This is a genomic window from Blastomonas fulva (genome assembly GCF_003431825.1).
Lineage (GTDB): Bacteria > Pseudomonadota > Alphaproteobacteria > Sphingomonadales > Sphingomonadaceae > Blastomonas > Blastomonas fulva.
The window spans coordinates 3,911,777-3,938,293 of sequence record NZ_CP020083.1; the positions used below are offsets into that span (position 1 = coordinate 3,911,777).

The 26,517-nt window shown below is 63.3% G+C and carries 26 protein-coding genes; 10 read left to right on the forward strand and 16 right to left on the reverse strand.

The window, feature by feature from the left end:
• Positions 1 to 206: 206 nt before the first annotated feature.
• The 6 genes from B5J99_RS18380 to B5J99_RS18405 all read right to left on the reverse strand — a co-directional run bounded on the left by B5J99_RS18380 (position 207) and on the right by B5J99_RS18405 (position 9,617).
• The gene (locus tag B5J99_RS18380) at positions 207 to 734 is read right to left on the reverse strand and encodes a DUF1254 domain-containing protein (RefSeq protein WP_117353243.1); all 528 of its coding nucleotides are present in this window, start codon (positions 732 to 734) and stop codon (positions 207 to 209) included.
• Complete coding sequence (locus B5J99_RS18385) at positions 731 to 1,309, reverse strand: DUF1214 domain-containing protein (RefSeq protein WP_054136237.1); 579 nt, start codon at positions 1,307 to 1,309, stop codon at positions 731 to 733. Before B5J99_RS18385 ends, B5J99_RS18380 begins: the two co-directional genes overlap by 4 nt.
• 119 nt (positions 1,310 to 1,428) lie before the next feature.
• Entirely contained in the window at positions 1,429 to 4,092 is a 2,664-nt protein-coding gene (gene ppdK / locus B5J99_RS18390; RefSeq protein ID WP_117353244.1) for a pyruvate, phosphate dikinase, read from the reverse strand.
• 46 nt (positions 4,093 to 4,138) lie between these two features.
• A complete protein-coding gene (gene glyS, locus B5J99_RS18395; RefSeq protein ID WP_117353612.1) occupies positions 4,139 to 6,397 on the reverse strand; it encodes a glycine--tRNA ligase subunit beta in 2,259 nt (752 codons plus the stop codon).
• Complete coding sequence (locus B5J99_RS18400) at positions 6,394 to 7,233, reverse strand: glycine--tRNA ligase subunit alpha (protein WP_117353245.1); 840 nt, start codon at positions 7,231 to 7,233, stop codon at positions 6,394 to 6,396. Before B5J99_RS18400 ends, glyS begins: the two co-directional genes overlap by 4 nt.
• A gap of 275 nt (positions 7,234 to 7,508) precedes the next feature.
• Positions 7,509 to 9,617 (reverse strand): molybdopterin oxidoreductase family protein, encoded by a 2,109-nt coding sequence (locus B5J99_RS18405; protein WP_117353246.1) that lies wholly within the window; start codon positions 9,615 to 9,617, stop codon positions 7,509 to 7,511.
• A 199-nt stretch (positions 9,618 to 9,816) separates the two neighbouring features.
• Here B5J99_RS18405 and B5J99_RS18410 point away from each other — a divergent pair, with 199 nt between their 5' ends.
• The 4 genes from B5J99_RS18410 to B5J99_RS18425 are packed head-to-tail and all read left to right on the forward strand — an operon-like array spanning position 9,817 to position 11,694.
• Entirely contained in the window at positions 9,817 to 10,008 is a 192-nt protein-coding gene (locus B5J99_RS18410) for a hypothetical protein (RefSeq protein WP_054136233.1), read from the forward strand.
• A 43-nt stretch (positions 10,009 to 10,051) separates the two neighbouring features.
• Positions 10,052 to 10,264, forward strand: a complete 213-nt coding sequence (locus B5J99_RS18415) for a helix-turn-helix transcriptional regulator (RefSeq protein WP_069051842.1) — start codon at positions 10,052 to 10,054, stop codon at positions 10,262 to 10,264.
• Positions 10,233 to 10,676: a hypothetical protein gene (locus B5J99_RS18420; protein WP_162892668.1), complete on the forward strand. Its 444-nt coding sequence runs from the start codon at positions 10,233 to 10,235 to the stop codon at positions 10,674 to 10,676. The genes B5J99_RS18415 and B5J99_RS18420 overlap by 32 nt, the downstream gene beginning before the upstream one ends.
• Before the next feature lie 52 nt (positions 10,677 to 10,728).
• Positions 10,729 to 11,694 (forward strand): TraB/GumN family protein, encoded by a 966-nt coding sequence (locus tag B5J99_RS18425; protein ID WP_117353247.1) that lies wholly within the window; start codon positions 10,729 to 10,731, stop codon positions 11,692 to 11,694.
• 54 nt (positions 11,695 to 11,748) lie between these two features.
• Here B5J99_RS18425 and B5J99_RS18430 read toward each other — a convergent pair whose 3' ends face one another.
• Positions 11,749 to 12,873 carry an epoxide hydrolase family protein gene (locus B5J99_RS18430; protein WP_117353248.1) on the reverse strand — a complete coding sequence of 375 codons (1,125 nt, stop codon included), beginning with the start codon at positions 12,871 to 12,873 and terminating at the stop codon, positions 11,749 to 11,751.
• Positions 12,874 to 13,085: 212 nt separating this feature from the next.
• On the opposite strand from B5J99_RS18430, the gene B5J99_RS18435 reads away from it, so the two are divergent.
• A complete protein-coding gene (locus B5J99_RS18435) occupies positions 13,086 to 13,727 on the forward strand; it encodes a fasciclin domain-containing protein (RefSeq protein WP_171900206.1) in 642 nt (213 codons plus the stop codon).
• Positions 13,728 to 13,779: 52 nt separating this feature from the next.
• On the opposite strand, the gene phhA is transcribed toward B5J99_RS18435, so the two are convergent.
• Positions 13,780 to 14,724 (reverse strand): phenylalanine 4-monooxygenase, encoded by a 945-nt coding sequence (gene phhA / locus B5J99_RS18440; protein WP_245991691.1) that lies wholly within the window; start codon positions 14,722 to 14,724, stop codon positions 13,780 to 13,782.
• Between the two features lie 133 nt (positions 14,725 to 14,857).
• On the opposite strand from phhA, the gene B5J99_RS18445 reads away from it, so the two are divergent.
• A complete protein-coding gene (locus tag B5J99_RS18445; RefSeq protein WP_117353249.1) occupies positions 14,858 to 15,319 on the forward strand; it encodes an Lrp/AsnC family transcriptional regulator in 462 nt (153 codons plus the stop codon).
• A gap of 72 nt (positions 15,320 to 15,391) precedes the next feature.
• Entirely contained in the window at positions 15,392 to 16,030 is a 639-nt protein-coding gene (locus B5J99_RS18450) for a trimeric intracellular cation channel family protein (protein ID WP_117353250.1), read from the forward strand.
• A gap of 146 nt (positions 16,031 to 16,176) precedes the next feature.
• Here B5J99_RS18450 and B5J99_RS18455 read toward each other — a convergent pair whose 3' ends face one another.
• From B5J99_RS18455 to rpsM, 7 genes are all read right to left on the reverse strand, one after another.
• Positions 16,177 to 16,854 (reverse strand): hypothetical protein, encoded by a 678-nt coding sequence (locus B5J99_RS18455; RefSeq protein WP_117353251.1) that lies wholly within the window; start codon positions 16,852 to 16,854, stop codon positions 16,177 to 16,179.
• A gap of 124 nt (positions 16,855 to 16,978) precedes the next feature.
• Positions 16,979 to 17,353, reverse strand: a complete 375-nt coding sequence (locus B5J99_RS18460) for a hypothetical protein (protein WP_150126252.1) — start codon at positions 17,351 to 17,353, stop codon at positions 16,979 to 16,981.
• Positions 17,354 to 17,685: 332 nt separating this feature from the next.
• Positions 17,686 to 19,782 (reverse strand): prolyl oligopeptidase family serine peptidase, encoded by a 2,097-nt coding sequence (locus B5J99_RS18465; protein WP_162892669.1) that lies wholly within the window; start codon positions 19,780 to 19,782, stop codon positions 17,686 to 17,688.
• A 140-nt stretch (positions 19,783 to 19,922) separates the two neighbouring features.
• The gene (gene rplQ / locus B5J99_RS18470) at positions 19,923 to 20,345 is read right to left on the reverse strand and encodes a 50S ribosomal protein L17 (RefSeq protein ID WP_054136225.1); all 423 of its coding nucleotides are present in this window, start codon (positions 20,343 to 20,345) and stop codon (positions 19,923 to 19,925) included.
• Between the two features lie 120 nt (positions 20,346 to 20,465).
• Positions 20,466 to 21,518 (reverse strand): DNA-directed RNA polymerase subunit alpha, encoded by a 1,053-nt coding sequence (locus tag B5J99_RS18475; protein WP_054136224.1) that lies wholly within the window; start codon positions 21,516 to 21,518, stop codon positions 20,466 to 20,468.
• A 109-nt stretch (positions 21,519 to 21,627) separates the two neighbouring features.
• On the reverse strand, positions 21,628 to 22,017 hold the full coding sequence (gene rpsK, locus B5J99_RS18480) for a 30S ribosomal protein S11 (RefSeq protein ID WP_017671843.1): 390 nt from the start codon (positions 22,015 to 22,017) through the stop codon (positions 21,628 to 21,630).
• A 91-nt stretch (positions 22,018 to 22,108) separates the two neighbouring features.
• Entirely contained in the window at positions 22,109 to 22,477 is a 369-nt protein-coding gene (rpsM, locus tag B5J99_RS18485; RefSeq protein WP_054136223.1) for a 30S ribosomal protein S13, read from the reverse strand.
• Positions 22,478 to 22,775: 298 nt separating this feature from the next.
• Between rpsM and B5J99_RS18490 the strand changes: the two genes are divergently transcribed.
• Positions 22,776 to 23,873 (forward strand): succinylglutamate desuccinylase/aspartoacylase family protein, encoded by a 1,098-nt coding sequence (locus tag B5J99_RS18490; RefSeq protein WP_117353253.1) that lies wholly within the window; start codon positions 22,776 to 22,778, stop codon positions 23,871 to 23,873.
• Positions 23,874 to 23,879: 6 nt separating this feature from the next.
• Here the strand turns inward: B5J99_RS18490 and B5J99_RS19635 are convergent, their stop codons facing one another.
• Positions 23,880 to 25,247: a hypothetical protein gene (locus tag B5J99_RS19635; protein WP_162892670.1), complete on the reverse strand. Its 1,368-nt coding sequence runs from the start codon at positions 25,245 to 25,247 to the stop codon at positions 23,880 to 23,882.
• A gap of 232 nt (positions 25,248 to 25,479) precedes the next feature.
• Here B5J99_RS19635 and B5J99_RS18495 point away from each other — a divergent pair, with 232 nt between their 5' ends.
• Both B5J99_RS18495 and B5J99_RS19720 read left to right on the forward strand, forming a co-directional pair.
• Complete coding sequence (locus tag B5J99_RS18495; RefSeq protein WP_117353254.1) at positions 25,480 to 25,704, forward strand: DUF2188 domain-containing protein; 225 nt, start codon at positions 25,480 to 25,482, stop codon at positions 25,702 to 25,704.
• A complete protein-coding gene (locus B5J99_RS19720) occupies positions 25,701 to 26,333 on the forward strand; it encodes a hypothetical protein (protein WP_211337852.1) in 633 nt (210 codons plus the stop codon). The genes B5J99_RS18495 and B5J99_RS19720 overlap by 4 nt, the downstream gene beginning before the upstream one ends.
• The last annotated feature ends 184 nt before the right edge of the window (positions 26,334 to 26,517 follow it).

Genomic DNA, 26,517 nt, shown 5'->3' on the forward strand with positions numbered 1-26,517 from the left:
TTCTCTCTCCTGCATGAGCGGACGATGCGGCGCGGCTGGATTCGCGCTCGTTTAATCGTCCGGTTAAAACAGGTATGCAAGCCCGCGCGACGCTTGTCTAGGGGCCATGATTATCTCAAACCGTCACCCCCGCGCACGCGGGGGTCCCGCTGTTTTGCCGCGATCGCGCAGAAGCGGGATTCTCTCGTTCGCGGGAATGACGGGGTTCAGGGCTGCTTCAAAGGTTGGCAATAGGATTGCTTGCGATAGCCAGTCACCGCGTCGAATTCCGCGCGGTCGTTGAGCAGCACGCGCAGCAGCGCCACCCCCTTGGCGCCGGGCATGGTCACCTTGCGCGCCCCTCCGGGAACCGTCTGGTCGGCGGTCGACAGGATGACCTCCACCGGCGCGCCCTTGCTGTCGCGATCGCTTTCGACGAACGCGACGTTGGTCTCGCTGTCGAACACGGTAAGCGACCAGTAATGGCCGGGCACGGGGTGCGCATGCACGCGGAGCGGCCCCTGGGTCAGATCGAACGCACACACCGAATAGGCAAGATCCGGGCTGGGCCGCACGATGGTCTGGCTTTCGGCGGTGACCAGCGGGCCGTGCGCCATGCGGTTGAAGCCCGATTGCGCCGCCAGCTGCTCCCAGGCGCGGTCCATGATCACCATCGGGGCTGCGGCCAGGGTGGTGTACCAGGCTGCCAGCGCAGCCAGCACGGCGACGATCAGCGGTCCGATCCAGCGGCTCATGTCCGGCACTCCCTGCGCTCGATTCGCGGCAGCGTCACGCTGCCCCGCGCGGCAAGCAGCTTTGCCGAAGGGTGATAGGCGCGCAGCGTGAGCTCGAACGGCCGGTCGTCGGGCATCGCGATCCAGTGCGTGCCCCGGCGGGTGCGGGCGATATCGACCTGCCAGTTCGACGCTTCCACAGGCGCAAGCGCGGCGCTGCCCAGCGAATACACGCTTGCCCGGTTGGGGATGAGGTAGCCCTTTGCGTCATACAGCGTCAGGCTCCACCAGCGCGCATCCATCGCGCCACCGGAAACGCGATAGCTGCACTTGCCGCTGAGCTTGCGCCCGGCGCTATCCTCGTCCGCGTTGAAATAGATCGCCTCGCGCTCGGGCAGCGCCAGCAGGCCACGCAAAGCCACCGTGGCGCGAGTGGCGACGCTCGCGTCCTTGGTACCCACCTTGGCGGCGGTGCGCCAGGGTCCGTTTTCGATGCCCAGCGAGGCAAAGCTCTGGCGCAACTGCACCACCGCTGCGCCCGTCCCGAGCGCCAGCCCGGCAACCAGCAGCAACCCATAGCGAACCCCAGCGTGCATGACCCCTCCTGTTTTGGCACAGCCTATGCCGGAAGATCGAGGCGTAACGCAAGAGGATTAGACGCGACGCGGCGGCATGACGCCGCCCGCCCCTTCCGCAAGCGGAAGGGGAGAGAGAATCAGGCCTTCTTCAGCGCCGCCTGTGCCGCAGCCAACCTTGCGATCGGCACGCGATAGGGCGAGGCGCTGACATAATCGAGGCCGGTGGTCTCGCAGAACGCGATGCTGGCAGGATCGCCGCCATGCTCGCCGCAGATGCCCAGTTTGATGTCGGGGCGCGTCTTGCGGCCCTTCTGCACCGCGATCTCGATCAGCTGGCCAACGCCCTCGATATCGAGGCTGACGAACGGATCACGCGCAAAAATGCCCTTGTCGACATATTGCGTCAGGAACCGGCCCGCATCGTCGCGGCTGACGCCCAGCGTGGTCTGCGTGAGGTCATTGGTGCCGAAGCTGAAGAACTCGCCCACCTCGGCGATCTCGTCGGCCATCAGCGCCGCGCGCGGCAGCTCGATCATCGTGCCGACCAGATATTCGATCCGGCGGCCCTTTTCGGCGAACACCATCTCGGCGGCCACATCGACCACCTTCTTCATCAGCTCGAGCTCGCGCCGGGTGGCGACCAGCGGGATCATCACCTCGGGGATCGGTGCCGCGCCGCTTTCGGCAGCGACATCGCACGCCGCCTCGAAGATCGCGCGCGCCTGCATTTCGTAGATTTCAGGGTAGGTGACGCCCAGGCGGCAGCCGCGATGGCCGAGCATGGGATTGAACTCGTGCAGTTCGTTGGCACGGCGCTTGAGCACCTCGACGCCGACGCCTGCAGCCTGTGCGACTTCGGCAAACTCGCTCTCGCTGTGCGGCAGGAACTCGTGCAGCGGCGGGTCGAGCAAACGGATGGTGACAGGCAGCCCCGCCATCACCTCGAAGATGCTGTGGAAGTCGGCGCGCTGTTCGGGCAGCAGCTTCTCCAGCGCGGCCCGCCGGCCCGCCTCATCCTCGGCGAGGATCATCTGGCGGACATTGGTAATGCGGCTCGCCTCGAAGAACATGTGCTCGGTGCGGCACAGGCCGATGCCCTCGGCACCGAAATCGCGCGCCACGCGGCAATCCTCGGGCGTCTCGGCATTGGTGCGCACCTTGAGGCGGCGGACCTTGTCGGCCCAGCCCATCAGCACGCCGAAATCGCCGACCAGTTCGGGCTGCACGGTGGGAACCGAGCCCATCATCACCTCGCCGGTGGTGCCGTCGATGGTGATGGTGTCGCCCTCGCGCAGCTCGCGCTTGCCGATGCGCAGCACGCGCTCCTTGTTGTCGATCGAGAGGCTGCCTGCGCCCGAGACGCAGGGGCGCCCCATGCCGCGTGCGACCACGGCGGCGTGGCTGGTCATCCCGCCGCGTGCGGTCAGGATGCCGCGCGCCGCGTGCATGCCGTGGATGTCCTCTGGGCTGGTCTCGATGCGGACCAGAATCACCGAATCGCCCATCTCGTTGCGACGCTCGGCGGTGTCGGCATCGAACACGATCAGCCCGCTCGCCGCGCCCGGAGACGCAGGCAGGCCCTTGGTCAGAACGTCACGCACCGCAGCGGGATCGAGCGAGGGGTGGAGCAACTGGTCGAGCGCCATCGGATCGACGCGCGCGATCGCCTCTTCCTCGGTGATCAGGCCTTCATTGGCCATATCGACCGCGATCCGCAGCGCCGCCTTGGCGGTGCGCTTGCCCGAGCGGGTCTGCAGCATCCACAATTTGCCGCGCTCGACCGTAAACTCGATGTCCTGCATGTCGCGATAGTGCTTTTCGAGGATATCGAACACCCGCGCCAGTTCGGCATAGGTTTCGGACATCGCCTCTTCCATGCTCTGCGGCTTGGCATTGGCTTCCTCGCGCGCCTGGCGGGTCAGGTACTGCGGCGTGCGGATCCCTGCGACCACGTCCTCGCCCTGCGCGTTGATCAGGAACTCGCCGTAATAGAGGTTCTCGCCGGTCGAGGGGTTGCGGGTGAACGCCACGCCCGTCGCCGAGGTGTCGCCCATGTTGCCGAACACCATCGCCTGCACGTTGACCGCGGTGCCCCATTCGGCCGGGATGTCGTTGAGGCGGCGATAGACCTTGGCGCGTTCCGACTGCCACGATCCGAACACTGCGGCGACCGCGCCCCACAACTGGTCGTGCACATCCTGCGGGAACGGCTTGCCCCACTGGTCCTGCACCAGCGCCATATATTCGGCCACCAGCGCCTTCCAGTGCTTCGCCTCCATCTCGGTATCGCTGAAGAAGCCGTTGTCTTCCTTCATGATCTCGAGCGCTTCCTCGAACGCATCATGGTCGAGGCCCAGCACCACGTCCGAATACATCTGGACGAAGCGGCGATAGCTGTCCCAGGCAAAACGCTCGTCGCCCGAGACCTGCGCCAGCCCCTCGACGGTGGCATCGTTGAGGCCCAGGTTGAGCACGGTGTCCATCATCCCGGGCATTGACACGCGCGCGCCCGAGCGAACCGAGACCAGAAGCGGATCGGCCGCATCGCCGAAATTCTTGCCCGTGATCGCCTCGATATGCCTGAGTCCTTCTGCGACCTCGGCCTTCAGGCTGTCGGGGAACACCTCGCCATCCTGGTAATAGCGCGTGCACATTTCGGTGCTGATGGTGAAGCCGGGAGGCACCGGCAGACCGATCGACGCCATGCCATCCAGATTGGCCCCCTTGCCGCCCAGCAGGAACTTGTCACCCGCGCCACCATCATTGGCGCCGCCACCGAACCGGTACACATATTTGGTCATCGCAATACTGCCTGTCCGTCTTGAATGTTGGTGAAGGGTGTCGAGATTATCCCTCGATCTTCGAAAAATCGGCAACCCGGTGAACCGCAGCGCGGAACCGCGCCAGCAGGTTCAGCCGCGCGGTGCGCTTGTCGGGGTCGGCATCGTTGACGGTCACGTCGTCAAAGAACGCATCGATCGGTGCGCGCAGCACCGCGAGCGCCGCCATCGCGCCTTCGAAATCCTCGCCATGGATTGCGAGCGCGGCGAGCGGCTCGGCTTTATCGAGCGCTTCGATCAGCGCGATCTCCGCCGGTTCGGGATCATAGGGCAGCCCGGAGCCGGGCTGCGCCATTTCCGCAACGGCCAGCGCGACCCCCGGATCCTCGACCATCGACAGCGGATCTTCCTCACCGGTCTGCGCAATGCCGCCACCGGTTTCCGGCGTGTGGACCGTCGCGCTCGCATCGCCTCGTCCCTCTTTCTTGAGGATATTCGCCGCGCGCTTGTACCCCGCGAGCAGATTGCCACCCTCGCCCGTCTCGACAAAGGCTTGGAGCGCATGGACGCGCGCGAGCAGGCGGACGAGATCGTCCTCGCCGCCCAGCGCAAACACCGCGTCGATCAGGTCGTGCCGGACCCCGGCTTCGCGCTGCTGGACCTTGAGGCGGTCGATAAAAAAGGCAACCAAAGTCACAGCAACATCCTGATCGAACGTCATCGCAAGCGGACGATCAACAGATTGAGATGCTGCAGCCTCGAACTCTCGGGCGAGAGTTGCGACAGCTGGCATTTTTGTCGCCGGTGCAACTGCAGCGGCGATCATCGAATGAACCGAGCAGCGCAAGTGATTTGAGAAGATCAGGTTGGACACAGCAATCGCTGAACGCCTCAATGCAAACGGGTCTTTGGAACCTGTCGGCAACTCGTTGATGCTGAAGAAGCAGGCAAGGCTGTCCAGCTTGTCCGCCAGGCTCACCGCCACCGTCACCGGCGCAGTCGGCACGTCATCGCCTTGGCCGACCGGCTTGTAATGGTCGCGGATGGCGGCGGCTACTTGCGGGTCGAGACCTTCCTTGGCCGCGTAATAACCGCCCATAAGCCCCTGAAGTTCGGGAAATTCTCCGACCATCTCGGTGACGAGATCGGCCTTGCACAGGCGCGCGGCCTGTTCGGCGAGCGCCGCGTCGCCCTTGACGATCCCCTCTTCGCACAACCACCGCGCCAGCTTGGCGACGCGCTCGACCTTGTCGGCGACGGTGCCCAGCTTCTCGTGGAAGACGATGTTGGCCAGCTTTTCCGAATGCTGCGCGAGCGTCTTCTTCTGGTCGAGTTCCCAGAAGAACCGCGCATCGCTCAATCGCGCTGCGAGCACCTTCTCGTTGCCCGCGACGATCGCCTTGCCGCCATCGTGCGCCGAGATGTTCGCAGTGCAGACGAACGCAGGCGCAAGCGCACCTGCAGCATCGCGCACGACGAAATATTTCTGGTTGATCCGGGTGGTTAGCTGGATGACTTCAGGCGGGACCTCAAGAAACTCCGGGTCATAACGGCCCAGCAGCGGCACCGGCCATTCGGTGAGCCCGGCGTTCTCGATCACCAGCCCCTCGTCCTCGACCAGAACATACCCGGCGTCGCGCGCAGCCTTGGCCGCGCCGTCGCGGATGATGCTCGCGCGCTCGTCATGATCGACGATGACGTGCGCCGCACGCAGTGCGCTGGCGTAATCATCGACTCCCGAAATCGTCACCGCGCCTTTGTGGTGGAAGCGGTGGCCGACCGTGCTGTCGCCCGCGACCAGCCCATCGACCTCGCACGGCACGACATAGCCGCCGAGCAGCGCGATGATGCCCTGCAGCGGACGCACCCAGCGCAGCGATTCCGTGGTCTGGCTCGCGGTGCCCCAGCGCATCGACTTGGGCCAGGGGAAGGCGCGGATGATCGCGGGGATCGCGTCGGCCAGCACCTCGGCGGTGGCGCGGCCGGGCTTTTCGATCACAGCGAACAGGGTCGCGCGGCCCTTGACGTCGCGGGTCTCGAGCGCGTCGCGGGTCAGCCCGGCCTTGCGCAAAAAGCCATCGACCGCGGCATCGGGCGCATCGGCGGGCGGGCCCTTGAGCTCCTCGGACACGGCTTGCGTCGTTTCGGGCAGGCCGCGCGCGATCAATGCGAGGCGGCGCGGGGTCGAAAAGGTCTGCAGGCTCTGAGCCTTGAGGCCGGCTGCGGCGAGCTGGTTGGCGAACAATTTCTCGAGATCGGCGCGCGCCTTGCCCTGCATCCGCGCAGGGATTTCTTCGGAGAGCAGTTCGAGCAGGAAATCGGTCACGCCGCCCACCCGTTCTTCTCCATCCACGCCTGGCAGCTGCCCTTCGCGAGATCGCGGACGCGGCCCATATAGGCCTGGCGTTCGGCGACCGAGATCACCCCGCGCGCCTGCAGCAGGTTGAAGACATGGCTCGCCTGGATCGCCTGCTCATAGGCCGGGATCGGCAGCTTGGCCTCGAGGCAGTTCTCGCACTCGGCGACTGCCTTGCGGAACGCGTCGAACAGGCTCTCGGTGTTCGCCACCTCGAAATTCCACGCGCTCATCTGCTTTTCGTTTTCCAGGAACACGTCGCCATACGTCACGCCGTTACCGTTGAAATCGAGGTCGTAGACGCTGTCCTTGCCCTGGATGTACATCGCCAGCCGCTCGAGCCCGTAGGTCAGCTCGCCCGCGACAGGCTTGCAGTCGAAGCCGCCCATCTGCTGGAAATAGGTGAACTGCGTCACCTCCATGCCGTCGCACCAGACCTCCCAGCCCAGCCCCCAAGCGCCAAGCGTCGGGCTTTCCCAGTCGTCCTCGACAAAGCGGATGTCGTGCAGCAGCGGATCGACGCCGATCGCGGTCAGGCTGTCGAGATAGAGCTGCTGGATGTCGCCGGGCGATGGCTTGAGGATCACCTGATACTGGTAATAATGCTGCAGCCGGTTGGGGTTCTCGCCATAGCGGCCATCGGTCGGGCGGCGGCAGGGCTGGACGAACGCCGCATTCCACGGATCCGGGCCCAGCGCGCGCAAAGTGGTCGCGGTGTGGAACGTCCCTGCGCCCATGGGCATGTCATAAGGCTGCAATATCAGGCAGCCATGACGGCTCCAGAAGCTGTGCAGGGTCAGGATCATGTCCTGGAATGAGAGGCTTTGCTCGCTCAAAAGTCCGGGCCTTCGCAAGTGCACAATGATTGCGCCGCGCTTTGGCCGATGGCGGCGCTGGGGTCAAGTCGCAGGTGATTCAGGCTTGGTGTGCGGGGGCCAAGTTTTGCTTGGGTGATCGCAGGTCTTCCCACTTCTTCGGGTCCCCAGCGCAGGCAGGGGACCATCTCCTGCCCCGTCGATGTCGCGCCTACCGGGAGATGGGCCCCCGCCTTTCGCGGGGGACCGGAAAATCGCGGCGGGAGCTACTCCGCCGCCACCGCTTCGCGCACCCGCTCCAGCGTCACCGGCGTTCCATTGAGCACCGCATTGCCCGAAATTGGGTCCATTGCTTGCGGGTCGGTGAGGTCGTTGAGCGACACGCCGGGGCGCCGACCCGCGACCGAAAGCCGCGTCCCCGGCTTGTCATGCCCGAAACCGTGCGGAATCGAGATCACCCCCGGCATCACATCCTCGCTGATCTCGGCGGCAACCTCGACCGATCCGACGCGGCTGGTGATCCGCACCAGATCGCCATCGGTGACACCATGCGCCACGGCATCATCGGGGTGGATCATCGCCGTGCAGCGATTGGGCCCCTTGGCCAGCCTTGGCGAATTGTGCAGCCAGCTGTTGTTGTTGCGCACATGCCGCCGCCCGATCAGCAGCAGGGAGTCCGCCGGGGTTTCGGCAAGCGCCTTGCGCCACTGTTCAAGCGCCTCCAGGCACAATGCCGGCGCGCAGGCGATGCGCTTGTCTGGTGTCTGCAGGCGCTCAGGCAGCCGCTGGACGTGTGGACCGAAATCCCTGCCATTGGGGTTCGCCTCGAGCTCCTCGAGTGTCACGTCGTAATCCGATCGCGCGAGCATCGAGGCGAGCACGGTGCGCGGGGGCACGATGTTGGGCACCGCCTCGCCGCGGGCGTGCAGGATCGCGCGCGCCATCTCGGCGACGATCTCCCAGTCCGCTTTGGCTCCTTCCTCCATAGGCAGCGTCGCAGCCGAGTAATCGGCATAATTGCGGATCGCGATCGGGCCGAGCAACAGCGGATAGTGATCCTTTTCGAGCGGACCGCAAGGCGGCAGAATGTAGTGCGCGTGCGCGCTGGTGGCGGTCACGTACATGTCCACCGACACCATCAGGTCGAGCAGCGGCAGCGCCTCTCCCCACGCGCCGGGCGCCGAAAGCACCGGATTGCCCGAGAGCACCACCAGAGCCTTGATCTGCCCCTCGCCCGACGTCGCAATCTCCTGCGGCAGCAGCGCGGACGGGAATTCGCTGATCACCTCGGGCCGGTCGCCGATGCGCGAGCGGAAGCGGTCGTAGGTCCCGGGGCCAGCGCCCGCCACCAGATCAACCACGGGGGACGAGAACATCACCCCGCCCTCGCGGTCCAGATTGCCGGTCGCGATATTGAGCAGCTGGATCAGCCACAGGTTGAGCGCCCCCGCCTCGGTGACCGAAACCCCCATGCGGCCATAGACGATGGCCGGATCGCCACTGCCCAGGGTCGCTGCCAGATCGCGGATCACTGTCTCGGCAATGCCGCAATGCGCCGCGAGGCGGGCGACATCGAAGCCGCGGATCGCAGCCCAGGCCGCCGCCCAGCCCTCGTCGAGCATCGGCTCGAGCCTGCCGGGCTTGACCAGCCCCGCCTCGTCGAGCGCCTTGAGCAGGGCGAGCAGCAAGGCGGTGTCGGTGCCGGGGCGGATGAAATGGTGCGCGTCGGCGATCTTGGCGGTCTCTGTGCGGCGCGGATCGATCACCACCACCTGCCCGCCGCGTTTCTGCACCGCTTTCAGCCGCTTCTTCACATCGGGGACGGTCCACACGCTGCCGTTGCTGGCAAGCGGGTTGCCGCCGATGATCAGCATGAACCGGGTGCGGTCGACGTCGGGGATCGGGAACAGCGCGTTGTGGCCGTACATCCACATCTGGATCAATTGGTGCGGGATCTGGTCGAGCGTCGAAGCCGAATACAGCGTGCGCAGCTTCATCGCCTTGCGCAGAACGCCGGTCTGCGTGCCCGTGGCGTAATTGTGGGCATTGGGGTTGCCCATGTACATCGCGGGCTGTCCGCCGCCTGCCATCACCTCGGCCATCCGCGCACCGATCTCGGCAAAGGCGGTATCCCAACTGATCTCCTGCCAGCTGTCGCCCACGCGCTTGACCGGACGGCGCAGCCGGTCTGGGTCGTCCTGCAGATCCGCGAGCGCGGTCGCCTTGGGGCAGATATGGCCGCGGCTGAGCACATGATCGGGATTGCCGCGGATCGAGACGACGGTGCGCCCCTGCACCTCGACCAGCACGCCGCAATTGGCCTCGCACAGATGGCAGGTGCGCGCGTGAATGCTGGTGGCCGATTCGTCCGCCATGGCTGTCTCTCCCGTTGTCGTTGGCCGACAGGCTATCAGCGCAGGCGGGGGCTGACCAGCCACCGAAATCCGCCACTTTCCGTAGCGGATGTCATGCGTCACTGCCACTAAGTCAGGGTCACTTGACATGGTCAGCGAATCACGACATAAAGTCAGGGTAAGCTGACATTTGGTCAGTGGACAATGACAGGACTTCGCGATGACCATGTTCCGCCCCGCGCTCGACGCCCGCACCGTCCGCCGCCCGCCCTTGTGGGTCGCGGGGCTGGGATCGGCGCTGCTGACCGGGCTGTTGTGCGTGTGGATCAGCGGCGATGCCCCCGATGTCCCCTCGCCCGCTTCAGGCGGTGCGGCGGTGTTGCTGGCCCCGGTCTTTCTGGTGCTGGCGTGATCGGGCCGCGAGGAGGCGAGAGGATGACCCACGGATGGACGACATGAAGAACCGGCTGAAGGTGCTGCGCGCCGAGCGTGACTGGAGCCAGGCCGAACTCGGCGCGCGACTGGATGTCTCGCGCCAGGCGGTCAACGCGATCGAGACCGGGAAATATGACCCCTCATTGCCGCTCGCCTTCCGGATCGCGCGGCTGTTCGAAATGCCAATCGAGGAGATTTTCGATGACGAGTTCAACGGAGGCGATCATGGCTGAAACAGACTGGCAGGCGCGTGCGCGGGAGCGCAAGCGCCGGGTCAACCTGGTGGTGGGCACTTTGTTCTGCATCGGGCTGTTGTCGGGCTTTCTGGTCGGCTTTTTCGAGGACGAGAAGGCAGACCTGCTTTCCGCCAACAGCATTCCGCCCTGGCTCGCGGTGGCCAGCGCCATCCTGTTCGTCGTTGCCACCACCATCGGCTCGTGGAAGCTGATGCAGGTCTCGGACGAGCTGGAAAGGACGATTCACATCAAGACCACGGTCGTCGCCGGCAATGTCATGCTCATCGGCTATCCGACATGGTTCATCCTGTGGAAGGGCGGCATCGTGCCCGAGCCCGATGCGCTGTGGCTGTTCCTGGCAGGGTTCGCCGCCAGCGCAATCGCCTATGCCTGGTACAAGCTGCGCTGACAGACCTTTTTTCTTTCCCCTCCCCCAACACGATCAAAGGATACTTCCCATCATGACCATCACCAGAACACTGCGAACCACCGCCGCCACGCTTACGCTTGCCGGGGTTACCGCGCTCGGCTTTGCCAGCCAGCCGCTGCTGGCGCGCGATCAGACAAGCGTCGCCGAGGTGCTGGGCGCCGCCCCCACCACCGCGCCTGCGACGCAGGACGTGAACCCTGCGATGTGGATCGTGCGCGACAAGGACACCACCATCTATCTGTTCGGCACGGTGCATGTGCTGCGCCCGGGGCTCAACTGGCTGAAGGACGACATCAAGGCCGCTTTCGACGGATCGGACGAGCTGGTGCTTGAAGTCACCGAGCCCGAGGACCCGTCGATCATGCCCACGATCCTGTCGAAGATGGCGACCAACCCGGCCGGTACCACGCTGCGCAGCCTGCTCGATGCCCCGGTGCTCGCCAAATACGAATCCGCGCTGGGCACGCTCAAAATTCCGGCGGCATCGCTCGACGGCTACAAGCCGTGGTTCGCTGCGGTGACGCTGACCACCGTGCCGCTGCTGATGCAGGGCTATGACCCCAACAGCGGTGCCGAAAAGGTGCTGTCCAACGCCGCCAAGGCGCAGGCCAAGCCGGTCGGCCAGCTCGAGACGATCGAGCAGCAGCTGGGCATCTTCAATTCGCTCGCAACCAAGGAGCAGATCGCGTTCCTCGACGTGACGCTCGATGGCGTCCCCGAGGTCACCACCCAGATCGACACGATGGTCGACGCCTGGGGCAAGGGCGATCTGACCCGGCTCGACACGCTGCTCAACGAAGGCTTCGAGAGCTATCCGGGGCTGTACGACGCGCTGCTGACCGACCGGAACACCAACTGGGCGAACTGGATCAAGACGCGGATGGAACAGCCCGGCACCGTGTTCATCGCGGTCGGCGCGGCGCATCTGGTCGGCAAGGACAGCGTGCAGGCGATCCTGGAAAAGCAGGGCATTACCAGTACCCGCATTTCGAAGTAACATCTGAGGATCGAAGGACCCCGTCAGCCCAGTGCTGGCGGGGTTCGTGTGTTGTCAGAGCGCAGCGTTGCGGAAGCAGGCGCGGACTTCTTCCACGAAGATCTGCGGCACCTCAAGCGCGGCAAAATGTCCGCCGTGATCGACCTCGTTCCAGTAGATGATGTTGCTGAAGCGCTTTTCCGCCCAGCGGCGCGAGGTCTGGAACAGCTCCTTGGGGAAGATTGTCCCGCCCATCGCCACGCTGACCGGGTCGAACCCCATGTTCGAGAAGCTGTGCCAGTAGAGCCGCGCCGAGGAGGCTGCCGAGTTGGTCAGCCAGTACAAGGTGATCGTGTCGAGCAATGCATCGCGGCTGAAGCCCGAAAACGTGTCGTCGCAATCCGACCAGTTGCGGAATTTCTCGAGGATCCAGGCCATCTGGCCCACCGCGGAATCGGCGAGCGCATAGCCGATGGTCTGCGGCCGCGTCTTCTGGATCGCCGAATAGCCGCTTTCCTTCTCCTGATAATATTGCATCCGCGCCGCCGCGCGCTTTTCCAGATCGCTCAGCTCCGCCATCGTCGCAGGGTCAGGCAGCGCCAGCACCATGTTCGAATGCACGCCTGCGCACGCGCCCAGATTTTGCCGCGCGATCTCCAGCGTCACGCCCGATCCCCAGTCGCCGCCTTGCGCGAAATAGCGCTCATAACCCAAAGCCAGCATCAGGTCGTTCCACACCTTGGCGATCTTGGTGATCGACCAGCCCGTCTCGGTGGGCTTGCCCGAAAAGCCGAAGCCGGGAAGCGAGGGGATGACAAGGTGGAACGCGTCCGCCGGGTCCACCGGGTTGGTCAGCGGCTCGATCACCGCCATGAATTCCATCACCGATCCCGGCCAGCCATGCGTCATGATCAGCGGCCGCGCGCCCTCATGGGCTGAGCGGATATGGAGGAAATGGATGTCGACGCCGTCCAATTCGATCAGAAACTGCGGATAGGCGTTGAGCGCCGCCTCGCAGGCGCGCCAATCATAGCCGTCCGCCCAATAGGCTGCATAATCCTGCACCACGGCCAGCGGGATGCCCTGATCCCAGTCGTCCACCGTCTCCTTTTCGGGCCAGCGCGCCGCCAGAATGCGCTGCCTCAGATCGTCGAGCTGGCCCTGGGGGATATCGATGTGGAACGGACGTGGCTTGGTCATAGGGCGAAACCTATCCGATGAAATGTGTGCTGGCAAACGCCCCGGATGCGGCCAATGCCGACATATCTTTCGTGCCAAGGGAAACAATAACCCTTCAGCACCGTTCGTTTGTCGCACGGCCATGTCATGGCATTCGTCATGACGACCCATCAACGCATCAGCAAAGGCGTGATGTGGAAAAGATAATGGCCGACGCACAAGGAGATACTTCAATGAAAACCGCTTTTCTTTCGTCCTTCGTGGCGGCCTCAGCCCTGATCCTCGGCGCCTGCGGATCGGAAAACGTCACCACCGAATCCGACGTCACCGTTCCGGCTGACGCACCGATGGCCACCGACGGCCCCGCGGCCAACGGCATGAATGCAACCGGCACTGTCATGGTCGGCGGCGCGGAAATGCTGCCGACCCGCAACATCGTCGAAAACGCTTCGGAATCGCCGATCCACAGCACGCTCGTCGCTGCAGTCAAGGCTGCAGGCCTGGTCGATACGCTCGCCGGTACCGGACCGTTCACGGTCTTCGCTCCGGTGAACACCGCGTTCGAGAAGCTGCCTGCCGGCACCGTCGACACGCTTCTGAAGCCTGAAAACAAGGCCAAGCTGTCGGGCATCCTGACCTATCACGTGGTGTCGGGCCGCATGACCGCTGCCGATCTTGCCAAGGCGATCACCGATGGCAACGGCACCGCGACGCTGACCACCGTGCAAGGTGAAAAGCTCACCGCCAAGATGGATGGCACCAATGTCGTGCTGACCGGCGAAGGCGGCAGCACCGCGATCGTCACCCAGGCGGATGTCCCGCAGTCGAACGGCGTGATCCACGTCATCGACGGCGTGCTGATGCCCAAGGCCTGATGACCGGTTCCGGGCGGTCGGCAGCGATGCCGCCCGCCCGGAGCACATCCCGTCACACCGGCTTGGCGCCAGACCCCTGCCCGCCCCGATTGGCGTATTCCTGGCTGCCCAGGTGATAGACCTTGTCGCCGCCCAACACCGCCTGGTTGGAGTATGTGAAGCCCGGGTTGAGCCCGCGATACAGATCGTCGAAATTGCGCTCGACGGTCTTGCGGTAGAGTTCCTCGAAACTGTCGATCACGAAATAGGTCGGCTGCATGTCCGAGATGACATAATCGGTGCGCATCACCCGGTCGACTTCGAGATGCACGCGGTTGGGCGATTGCCCTTCCACCGAGAATTTCGCCTCGAGCGGCCCTGACAGGATGCCTGCGCCATAGGCCCGGATACCCTCGGCCTCGCGGATCAGCCCGAATTCGACCGTGTACCAGTACAGCGCCGAAAGCGCCTTCAGGCGGTTGTATGCCAGCGCCTTCCAGCCCGCGCGGCCATATTCCTGCATGTAATCGGCATAGATCGGGTCGGTCAGCATCGGCACATGGCCGAACACGTCGTGGAACACGTCGGGCTCGGAGATATAATCGAACTGCGCGCGGGTGCGGATGAAATTGCCCGCCGGGAAGCGCCGGTTGGCGAGGTGATAGAAAAACACATGATCGGGGATCAGCATCGGCACCGGCACCACCGACCAGCCGGTGATCGGCTGCAGCTCCTCGCTGAGTGCGCCGAAGTCGGGAACGCCGCCGCGCCCCAGATCGAGCCGCTTCAGCCCCGCCAAGAAGCTGCTTGCCGCGCGGCCGGGCAGCACGTCCATCTGCTGCGCGAACAGATCGTCCCAGATGCCGTGCTCCTCGGCGGTGTAGACCCGCTGCTGCGGTTCAAGCCAATCCTCGCCCAGATGCGCAGGCCGCTGCAGCGGTGCGACACAGGTGCCTTCGGGCACCTGCGGAATGGTGGAGAAGTCGACCGCGTCGGGCCGGATGAGAAGGCTTTCCATGCATCGTCCCCTGTGATGGCTTGAGCGCCGATATAGCATGGGCTGCACGAAAAATCCTTTCGATTTCTTGCCCCACAGCGCCCTGATCGGGATAATCCTTCCCTTTTAGCCTCCATCAAGGTACATCCTGCCGATGACCGAACTGGAACCGGAAGATATCCGTATCCTGCGCGCGTTGCAGGACAATGGCCGCATCACCAATGCGGAGCTCGCCGAAACCGTGGGCATGTCGGCCTCGCCGTGCTGGCGGCGGGTGCGCAGGCTGGAGGCGGACGGCGTGATCCGCGGCTATTCCGCACGGCTCAGCCGCCGATCCCTGGGGCTGGGCGTGCTCGCTTATGTCAGCGTCGAAATCGCCGACCATAACGACGCGCTGACCCGTGCGTTCGAGGACGCGGTCGCGGGGCTGGACGAGGTCATCGCCTGCCACCAGGTCACCGGCGGCGCGGACTATATCCTCACCGTCGTCAGCCAGGATCTCGACAGCTACGCCGATTTCGCCAACAAGCGGCTGCGCCCGATCGCAGGGATCAAGTCGATCAGCACCAGCTTCGTGCTCAAAGAGGCCAAGCCGCAGTCGGGGCTTCCGGTCTAGCGGGCGCGCGCGATTGCCCGCGCGCACAATCACGGGTGAAATCCGCGCGCCGATCCTCTACAGCCCCTCGCCATGGCTACCCCTTTGCCCCCCGCAATCGACCTCGGCACCATATTGGGTGCGCTGGACCTGTTCGGAATCGCGGTATTTGCCGCCTCGGGCGCGCTGGCTGCGGCGGCAAAGCGGCAGACATTCGTCACCTTCACCTTTTTCGCGCTGGTCACCGGGGTCGGCGGCGGCACGGTGCGCGATCTGCTGATCGGCGCGCCGGTGTTCTGGATCGTCAATTCGGGCGTGCTGGTGGTGGTGCTGGCGGTGTCCGCTTTGTTGTGGGTCACTCCGCAGCATTGGTGGCAGGGGCGGATGCTCGACTGGTTCGATGCGGTGGGGCTGGGTGCCTATGGCGTGTTCGGCGCGGCCAAGGCGATGCAGTTCGGGGTCGACCCGCTGCCTGCGGTCATGATGGGGGTGATCACCGCGTGCGTCGGCGGGATCATCCGCGATGTGCTGGCGGGCGAACCCTCGATCATCCTGCGGCCCGAGCTCTACGTCACCGCTGCAGCCTTGGCATCGGGCCTGTATGTCGGGCTGCGGCTCACAGGGCTGGACACGGAATATGCCGCGATCATCGGTGCGGTGGCGGGTTTTGTGCTGCGCGGCCTTGCGATCCGCTACAACATCGCGCTGCCCGCCTATCGCGGCAACGGTTGATCGCAAAGCGCTCTGTACGCCCCTTCGCGCTGCGAATGCGCTTGTGGTGTTACCCCTGCGGCGCGCGAAGGGGCAAAGCGCGCCGCAGGGGTTGAAGCCGGACGGAAAGGCCTGATTGAGGCCGCCCCGTCCGGTAGAGCAATCGCTTATTCGGGCGGGTACGGGTCCGCATCGTTGCGATAGGCAAAATCATCTTCGCCGCCCTGAGGCGCGACATAGGCCGGGTCGCCGGCATCGCCGAACACCTGACCGTCCGCGCCGACATCGCCAACGCCCCAGGCGCCATTGGCGCGGTTGAAGCGGACATAGTCGATGCGGCCATAGCTGATGCCGCAGGTGAAGCTGTCGACGCCGGTGTTGCGCGATCCGACCAGACCCTCGACACGCCAGCCATTGCCGTCGCGCACGACATTGTCGATCCGCTCGACCCGGGCACCGAAGCCCGACTGCGCCGCTGCCGCCGCACCACACTGGGTCGAGGCAGAGCGGACATCGTCGTTGTAGCTGTAGCGATCATTGGGACCGTTGCGGTTGCGGCTGCTGTTGGTCGCTGCGCTCGCGATCGCCGCGATCCCGCCGAGGATCAGCGCGCCTGCGAGAATATCGCCGCCATCGATGCCGCGGTTGCGACCGCGCCAGCCGCGATTGCCCCAGCCGCCGCGCCACTGGCCAGCCTGCTCGTCGCGCTGGTCCCATGCAAGATCGGCGAGCGCGGAATACCCGCCAGCGCCGGAACTGGTGGAAACCGGCGCCGCCATCGCGGGCGCCAATCCCGTCACCATCATCGCGCCCGCTGCACCCAGGCCTGTCAAAGCTTTCAGCATTTCAATTGCCTTTCACATCCATGGCCAAGGCGCACCGCGCTGTACCCAAGTTCAACCGATTGTTTAGGCGGTCCAGCCTGTCGCCACGCTGAACCGCCTGGGAGCCTGATGGGCATGCGCGACCTCAGCGAAAGTTGCCGAGTCCTCTGAGGCGCACATCCACCACCCGGCCCCGATCCACGAAGCAGGTAAAGCGACCGCGATCCGATCCGCCGCGCCAGCGCCCGTTGCCATCGACCACGATGCGGCCCTCGACGCGCAGCCCGAAGCGGGTGCGGTCAATGTCGCGAACCTGGGTGACCTGAGCGAAGCGGCCGAAACGGCGCGCCTCAAACTCTGCGGCGCGCACGCACTGGTTCACCGCGCGGTCGCCACCGCCGCCCCAGCGCCCACCGCCCTGCCAGCCGCCGCCCCACTGGGCCTGTGCCGGCATCGCCGCTGCAACCATGGCAGCCGCACCGAGCAGCGCCGCGCCAATCACACCCTTTGCCTTTGCCATGTTCCGATCCTTCATTCCTCCCCGCGAGGCCCTGTGCCGTGCGGGACGAATGCAGGATTACCGATTCGCCGCTGTGAAAAGCCTGAACTGCGCTGACAGGAATTGTTCAGGTTTGTGGGGCTCTACATGAATGGATTGGCTGCAGAGTTCAGGCAGCCCTTTCCCGTCGATCGGGAACGCTGACGCAGTGCACCTCTCCCCTCCCGCCTGCGGGAGGGGTGGACGAGGCGCAGCCGAGGCCGGGGTGGGCCTGTAGTGTCGCAAATTTCAGGCCCACCCCGGTCCGGCAAGCCGGACCTGCCCCTCCCGCCTGCGGGAGGGGAGAGATCGCCTTACTCGCCTGCGATCTTCAGCCCGGTGAAGTGCGCGAGGAAGGCGTAGATGTCAGAGAATTCCTCGATGATCTTGTCGGTGGGCTTGCCCGAGCCATGGCCGGCGCGCGTCTCGATGCGGATCAGATGCGGCTTGTCGCCAGCCTGCGTCGCCTGCAGGCGCGCGGTGTACTTGAAGCTGTGGCCGGGCACCACGCGGTCGTCGGTGTCGGCGGTCGAGACCATCACCGCAGGATAATCGGCTTTGCGGATCGTGTGATAGGGCGAATAGGTCAGAAGCGTCCTGAAGTCGGCCTCCTTGTTCGGATAGCCATAATCATCGACCCAATAGCGCCCGGCGGTGAAGCGGTCGAAGCGCAGCATGTCCATCACGCCCACCGCCGCATGCGCCGCGCTGAACAGATCGGGCCGCTGGTTGACCACCGCGCCGACCAGCAGCCCGCCGTTCGAGCGGCCTTCGATGGCCAGCTGGTCCTTGCCGGTTACGCCTTGCTTGATCAGATACTCGCCCGCCGCGATGAAGTCGTCGAACACGTTCTGCTTGTTGGCGAGCCGTCCGGCATCGTGCCACGCCTTGCCGTATTCGCCGCCGCCGCGCAGGCTCGCCTGGGCATAGACGCCGCCCTGCTCGAGCCACGCCAGCCGCGTCGGCGAGAAGCCGGGCAGCACCGAGATATTGAAGCCGCCATAGCCATAGAGCAATGTCGGCGCGGGGCCGGTGACGGTCTTCTTGCGGACGATGAACATCGGCACCTTGGTACCGTCCTTGCTGGCATAGAAGCGCTGCTCGACGGCATAATCGTCGGGGTTGAACGCCAGCTTGGGCTCGGCCCAGGGCGAGACCTGGCCCGATGTCAGGTCATAGCGATAGATCGTTGTCGGGCGGTTGAAGCTCGAATAGGCGAAGAAGGTTTCCTTCGAATCCAGATCGCCCTCGAAGCCGCCGACCGAACCGATCCCCGGCAGCGGCAGCTCGCCCATCGGCTTGCCCGCCAAATCGAACAGCTTCACGACGTTGCGCGCATCCTGCAGATAGTTTGCGACCAGCTTGCCACCGACCACCGAGGCGCCTGCGATCACCGCCTCGCCTTCGGGCACCACCGTCTCGATGCTGGCTTCATTGCCGTTGCGCGCCATCGAGACGATGCGCAGCCGCGGCGCATCCTTGTTGGTGACGAAATAGATCCGGTCCCCGGCCATGCCGATCATCTGCCAGTCGTTGACCAGCTCGGGCACGATCACGCGCTGCGACGTGGATGCCTTGGTGCCGTCCAGATCGATCATGGTGAGGCGATAGCGCTCATCGGTGCCCGAGGACGAGGTGACCAGCAGGAAGCTGCCATCGTCGGAGACCTGCGCGCTGTGATTGAGCTGGGGCTCCTGCGGCGTCGCATAGATCAGCGGATCGGCACTCTGCGGCGTCCCGATCGCGTGATAGCGGATTTCCTGGTTGGTGTTGAGCGACTGGAACTCGCCCTCCTTGTCGGGCTCGGGGAAGCGCGAATAATAGAAGCCCTTGCCCGCCTTGTCCCATTCGAGCGCGGAGAACTTGACCCATTTGACCTCGTCATCCAGCGGCTTGCCGGTGGCGACATCAAGGATCTTGACCGTGCGCCAGTCGCTGCCGCCATCCTGGATCGAATAGATCAGCTTGCTGCCGTCCTCGCTGGGCACCCAGGCATCAAGCGCGGTGGCGCCGTCCTTGGCCCAGCCGTTGGGATCGATCAGCACCCGCTCGGCGCCGTTCGCGCCATCTTTCACGTACAGCACCGCCTGGTTCTGCAGCCCCGCATTGCGCGTGAAGAAATAGCGGTTGCCCGCGACCTCGGGCACGCCGGTGCGCGCATAATCGTACAAAGCGCGCATGCGGGTGGCGAGCGCGGCGCGGCCGGGCAACGTCTCGAGATAGGCGTCGGTGACCTTGTTCTGCGATTCCACCCACGCGGCGACCTTGGGATCGACCCGGACATCGTTTTCCAGCCAGCGATAGGGATCGGCCACCTTGACGCCGAACTGTTCCTCGACCGTGTCCACGGTTTCGGTGGCCGGATACGACAAGGGCGCTTCCTGCGCGATCAGCGGTCCGGAAAGTGTCATGGCTGCGGTCCCCAGCAAAGCGGCAAGAGTGGCGCGAGTGCGCATTGGCGATCCCCTATGGTGTTGATTGAACAAACGAAAACAGGCCGCGAATGTGGACATTCGCGGCCTGTTTGGCAATCCGGTATAGGATGAAACGATTACGCGCCTTCGTACTCGTCTTCGTCGCTCATGACCGGACCGGAGTCCTGGCCCTTGGCGCTGAAGTCACGATCGACGAGTTCGATGATGCCCATCGGGGCAGCGTCCGAGGCGCGGAAACCGGCCTTCAGCACGCGGGTGTAGCCACCCTCGCGGTCGGCATAACGCGGTGCCAGCGTATCGAACAATTTGGCGAGCTGGGTTTCGTCCATCAGGCGAGCCATCGCCAGACGACGGTTCGAAAGACCGCCGCGCTTGGCCAGCGTGATCAGCTTTTCGACATAAGGACGCAGTTCGCGTGCCTTGGGAAGGGTGGTGGTGATCTGCTCGTGCTTGATCAGCGAGGCTGCCATGTTGCGCAGCATCGCGATACGGTGCGAGCTGGTCCGCTGCAGCTTGCGCTTGCCAATTCCGTGACGCATTTTCAGTACTCCGTTCGTAAGGGGGCCGTTTGAGGTACCCCGGTCCAGGCGGTGTTAACGGCCACCGCCGATGCCGAACTTATGAATCCTCCCCCAGCAAGCCGGGGGAGGATTGAACTATTAACCCAGCAGTTCCTGCTCGAGCTTCTTGGCCATTTCTTCGATGTTCTCGGGCGGCCATCCGGGGATGTCCATGCCGAGGCGAAGACCCATGCTCGAGAGCACTTCCTTGATTTCGTTCAAGGACTTGCGGCCGAAGTTCGGGGTGCGCAGCATCTCGGCTTCGGTCTTCTGGACCAGGTCGCCGATATAGATGATGTTGTCGTTCTTGAGGCAGTTTGCGCTGCGGACCGACAGTTCCAGCTCGTCCACCTTCTTGAGGAGGTAACGGTTGATCTGGTTGGCATCGCCTTCTTCGGGTGCAGCCTGACTGACCGAGCCCGAACTCGCCTGGGTCAGGCTGTCTTCGAAGTGGACGAACAGCTGCAGCTGATCCTGAAGGATGCGCGCAGCATAGGCCAAAGCGTCTTCCGGAGCGACGGTGCCGTCGGTTTCCATGGTCAGCGACAGGCGGTCATAGTCCAGCTCCTGGCCGACGCGGGTGTTTTCCACCTTGTACGACACCTGACGGATCGGCGAGAACAGCGAATCCACCGGGATCAGGCCGATCGGCGCATCGACCGGACGGTTGGCAACGGCGGGGACATAGCCCTTGCCGGTGTCGCAGGTCAGTTCGATGTTCAGCGTCGCACCGTCATCAAGATGGCAGATCACCAGATCCTTGTTCATCACCTCGATATCGCCAGACACGGCGATGTCGCCGGCCTTCACCTGCGCAGGGCCGGTGGCGGAAAGCTGAAGCCGCTTGGGGCCTTCGCCTTCCATCTTCAGCGCGATCTGCTTGATGTTGAGGACGATATCGGTCACGTCTTCGCGCACGCCGGCGAGCGAGGAAAACTCGTGCAGCGCGTTTTCGATCTTGATCGAGGTGATGGCCGCGCCCTGGAGCGACGACAGCAGCACGCGACGCAGCGCGTTGCCGAGCGTCAGGCCAAAGCCCCGCTCCAGCGGCTCTGCGACAAAGGTAGCCTTGCGCTTGGGATCACCGCCGGTCTTGATTTCAAGACCGTTCGGCTTCTTCAGTTCCTGCCAGTTCTTGATGTTGACAGTCATGGACTTCCCCTGAGTGTTGGGCGAGGGCGACGCTGGTAACGCGCTTGGGAACCCCGGCCGGAAATTGCAAAGGATGGCGCGTCCGCCACCCCCATAGACAGCCTGGGTGTCAGACGCGGCGCCGCTTGGACGGACGAACCCCGTTATGGGGGATCGGCGTCACGTCGCGGATAGATGTGATGGTGAAGCCCACGGCCTGCAAGGCCCGAAGCGCAGATTCACGACCCGAACCCGGGCCCTTGACTTCGACTTCCAGCGTGCGGACGCCATGTTCGGCGGCCTTCTTGCCCGCGTCTTCAGCACAGACCTGCGCAGCGTACGGGGTCGACTTGCGGCTGCCCTTGAAGCCCATCATGCCGGCAGACGACCAGCTGATCGTGTTGCCCTGAGCATCGGTGATGGTGATCATGGTGTTGTTGAAGCTGGCGTTGACGTGAGCAACACCAGACGAGATATTCTTGCGCTCGCGCTTTTTGAGCCTTTGCGGTTCGCGTGCCATAGTTCGTTATCCTGGAATAAAGGCCTGATATCAGGCCATAAAGCTGGGGAAAGAAAAACAAGGGCGGGACGCATGAAGCGCCCCGGCGTCCTTATTTCTTCTTGCCGGCGATCGGCTTGGCCTTGCCCTTGCGGGTGCGCGCATTGGTGTGCGTGCGCTGGCCGCGGACCGGAAGGCCCTTGCGATGACGCAGGCCGCGATAGCAGGCCAGATCCATCAGACGCTTGATGTTCATCGCGGTCTGGCGACGAAGGTCACCTTCCACGGTGTGATCGGCATCGATGGTTTCGCGGATCTGCAGCACTTCGGCGTCGCTCAGGTCCTGAACGCGACGGGCGTGATCGATACCCAGCTTGTCGGCGATTTCCAGCGCCTTGGTGCGCCCGATTCCATGAATGTAGGTCAGCGCAATGATAACGCGCTTGTTGGTGGGGATGTTCACCCCGGCGATACGTGCCACTTAATACTTCTCCTGCTCCACAGGGTGCGTCAGCCGCACCCCATCTCAACGCTTCACGACCATAAAGCGCAAAACACAGGCCACACGCATATTAAGATGCGCTGCCTGTTTTTAAGCCGCTTAATGAAAATGAGTGCCGCGCATAAGCGGAGTCGCCCGGGCTGTCAAGCGCGGGACAAGACAAAAGCATGGGTCTGCGCGACGAATGGTATTGCGCCTGCCGACAGCATCGCGTCATACTCTCACCCGGCCCGGCGCGCAAGCCAGACGCAGGACAACGGGCCAGCCGGGGGGCCTGATGACCGACAGCCTGAACACCGCCGATGGCGCCCTGCCCGCAGCCCCCAACTCGGGCGCAAGCGCGCAGCCTTTCACCATTGCCGGCACGGTGATCGATCCCGGTGCCAGCGCGACCATCGCCATCCCCGTCAGCAACACCGCGACCGGGCTGCCTGCCAGCCTGTATGTCCGCGTGCTCCACGGTGCGCGGCCCGGCCCGTGCATCTTCGTCTCCGCCGCGATCCATGGCGACGAGATCATCGGCACCGCGGTGATCCAGCGGCTGCTGGCCAAGCTCGATGCCGCCAACATGGCGGGCACGGTGCTGTTCCTGCCGGTGGTCAACATCTTCGGCTTCCAGGCGCACAGCCGCTATCTGCCCGACCGGCGCGATCTCAACCGCTCCTTTCCCGGCAGCGCCAAGGGATCGCTCGCAGCCCAGCTCGCCGCAAAGTTCCTCAAGGAGGTGATCTGCCACTGTACGCTTGGCATCGACATCCACTCGGCCGCGGTACACCGCTACAACCTGCCGCAGATCCGCATCGCGCCCAATAACGAGAATTTGCGCGAGCTCGCGATGCTGTTCGGCGCGCATGCGGTGATCGAGAGTCCGTTACGCCCCGGCAGCTTGCGCGACATCGCGCGCGGCGAAGGCGTCGACATGCTGCTGATGGAGGCGGGCGAGGCTTTGCGCTTCGACGAATTGTCGGTGCGCTGCGGGGTCAACGGCGTGCTCAACGTGATGGCGCATCTCAAGATGATCCAGCCGCACCCGGAAGCCACGCAAGTCACCATCCCCGCGCGCTCCCGCCGCGCCATCTGGGTCCGCGCCCCGCGCGGGGGCCTGTGCATGCTCCAGCAGAAATCGGGCGACGCGGTGAAGAAGGGCGAAGTCATCGGCCGCGTCGCGGGCATCTTCGGCGACGACGCCCAGGAATTCCGCGCCCCCATCGACGGCATCATCATCGGCCACGCAGTGCTGCCCGTGGTCAACCAGGGCGACGCCTTGGTGCACATCGCCGAGGTGATGCGCTTCGGCGATGTCGAGGAGCGGGTGGATCAGATCACCGAGGCGCTGTTGAACGACCGGTTGCTGGATGAGGATGAGTTGATTTGAGGGGGGCTAGCCTGCTCGATCAAGCGCCTCCCGCTCCACCTGGTCCCGCATCGCTTCTGTGCTGACCGAGGCAGGTTCACGTTTACCTTCCGAAATTTTTGGCGGTTTCGGTTGCCAGGCAGAAACTTTGGCTCCTACTAGATCATAAAACGCGCTTGCCGAGTTCAGCAATTCGGTAACGATAATCTTCCTTTGAGCAAATTTTGCCCCGAGATCGCGAACCAGCAAAATCTCAAAGCTATGCACCACCATCCCAGGCCGATCCAAAATTGCAATGTCGGGATCAGCCAGCAGAGCTTTCAAAGGATACTGAGTTGTGGGCGAACGGCCCGGCCAGAACAGACGGACATGAAGGTCGTTATTGTCTGTGTCAGACAGTTGCCGTGTCAGCCAGGACAGGCGAGCCTTTGTAGACTTCCGGTCTGCGGGAGCCTTCAGACGCATGTGAAAGCTAAGAGCACGCTTGCCAAAATCCGCACAAATTTGAACTGGGGCTGCTGCGTCTGGGATCAGCACCTCGCTTTGAACACAATTCCCAGAGACAAGCTCGGCGAGCGCTGTTTTTTGACGCTGCGTAGGGTCGATAGCATCAGATTTGCTCATAACTAATTTGACATGATTGCCGATCTGCCGGCTCAAAACACCTGTGAGACGATCAAGTGCCTGATGCCATGACCCAACCACGTCGTGACAGATCGGATTTTTAGCGCTAGCCGTACCTCCCGCAGCAATGTTTGCACATAGATCAGACCATGCTGCCGGCATCTGGTCGAACTCTTTGACTCCTGAACTGGGGTGAAGCAAAAATCTCTGCAGCTCAGACAGGAGAATGAGTTGCTCACGATCATCTACTTCACCAAGCTCACGAAGTAGCTGCGCCTGAGTGATCACATATCCCCATGACCAATGAAATAAGGAAACTTTGCGTGTTAGGAGTGAGCTGACACTTAGTGGGTGGTGAGTTGGCAAAGCTGTAAACTGATTTGAAACCGTGATAACTGCATCAATTGCGTTAGATTTAGCTATACCCAAATATGCTTCAATTTGATTGTTGGTTAGCTCTGCGGTGCCAACTTTAGCTTCTACGAGAGCAGTCCAGGTCGATTTGCCGGTGCTAACCTTGATCAGTCCGTCAGGACGGTGCTTTGAATCTGAAACACCTTTCTTGAAAACAACCTCAGTGAAGGTATCGATGCGGGCCCGCGAACCAAGCTTGAGTCCCACGCTTCCTAGCATCGAACGTCCAAACTCATTAACGTTTTCAAGACAAGCCAAAAAAATTGAAAGGGTTCGGCCTTCTTTTGACGTATCCGCAAGAACCGGAAAAAGCCGTGCTGCTTCCCCGGATTGCAAGAAATCTGGTAGCTGCCCCATATTCAACTCCCTACGTGTAAGAATACAGAAGTGCTCTAACAGGGCAAGCGTGAGTCTGACAGATAGTTTTCCTGGCTTTCCCTAATTGTCATCATTTTCTTCATGCATGTCATTGCAAAATGCGCGCCTCCGAAAGCATATCCCAATAGATCCAGTTTGGACGAATCCCCTACACGTGAGCCTTCCCAACAATGAATCGCAACACTATGTTGATGGAACAGTGGAGTCTGCCATGTCAAAGCAAGGTCAGCATGTGGTGCCCTCTGAGCGGGGGTGGAGTGTCAGGAAGGCCGGGTCGACCCGCGCCAGCAGCAATCATGCGACGCAGCAGGAAGCAATTGCTGCTGCAACAACGCTTGCGCGCAACCAGCGCACGGAGTTGTATATCCACGGGCGCGACGGGCGCATTCGGGAGCGCAATTCGTACGGCAAAGATCCTCATCCACCCAAGAGATGACCGCCGCCCCGCCGTTTGAAAGATCGGTGTTCGTCAACTGCCCGTTCGACGATGATTTTGCACCGTTGTTGCAGGCCATCGCCTTCTGCATCACCGATCTGGATTTCTATCCCCGGATCGCGCCTGAAAATGCCAACAATGCCGCCAACCGGCTGGACCGGATCATCGAGCTGGTCCGGGGCTCGCGCTATGGTATCCACGATCTTAGCCGCTGCAAATCCACCGCCGCCGATCAATATGCCCGGCTTAACATGCCGTTCGAGCTCGGGCTGGACCATGGTTGCGCACGCTTCGGCCCTGCCCCGCTGACGGATAAGTCGATTCTGATCCTCGAGCACGATCGCTACGATTACCAGAAGGGTCTGTCCGACATATCAGGCTGGGACATCCAGGCCCATGGCGGCCAGTTTGTCGCGATTATCAGGATAGTCCGCAATTGGCTTGTCCACCATGCCGGGGCCGTCAATATCGGTGCATCCAAGATACAAGGCGATTATGCCGCCTTCCAGGAATGGCACTGGGAACGTGAACTGGCGCAAGGAGCATCAGAGGACGATATTCGCGACTATCCGACCATTCAGTTGATCTCGGCCATGCGCCGTTGGGTCGATGAAGGCAGACCCTTATAGAGCAAGATTGACATTACAAACCAATTAGGTTATACATCACCCGCCTCCGTACCAAATCTGCCCGGTACGGACTCAAGGCACGTGCTTTCCCGGGATTATCCGGGGGCGGCGGGTTGGGGCTGGTGGGTGGGCTTTTCGCGAGAGCCGGACACCCATTGGACAAGCCGAACCCAGGCGGCAGACG